This is a genomic window from Bacillus cereus group sp. Bce019, assembly GCF_051781745.1.
In the GTDB taxonomy this organism is placed as follows: Bacteria; Bacillota; Bacilli; order Bacillales; family Bacillaceae_G; genus Bacillus_A; species Bacillus_A cereus.
In genome coordinates this window covers 1-258 of record NZ_JBPWJX010000216.1, presented here as the reverse complement: position 1 = coordinate 258, position 258 = coordinate 1, and the positions used below count along the sequence as shown (strand labels likewise).

The window sequence follows — 258 nt, the reverse complement described above, 5'->3', positions numbered from 1 at the left end:
CTACTGTTTTAATTGGTGATAACATTTTTGCTCGTTTTGATATTAAAAGGGTGGTTGTCCCTATAGATTCCACGGATAATTCTTCAAAGAAAGTAAAGGTACTATTAAAAAATGGACAATCAGTTGAAATTCCTGTAGAAAAAGATTTTGATATTAAATTCTTAAATACACAATTAAACAGTTCTGCTGTAACCACAGTAATAATTGGTTTGAATATTTATCAAAAATTTGAGGTTTCGCAGGTTTCTCTAATTAAAG

The 258-nt window shown here is 28.7% G+C and carries 1 pseudogene; it reads left to right on the top strand.

Going from position 1 to position 258, the window contains the following annotated elements:
- Nucleotides 1–258: pseudogene (locus tag ACS2QP_RS28075) on the top strand (hypothetical protein); the annotation flags it as partial.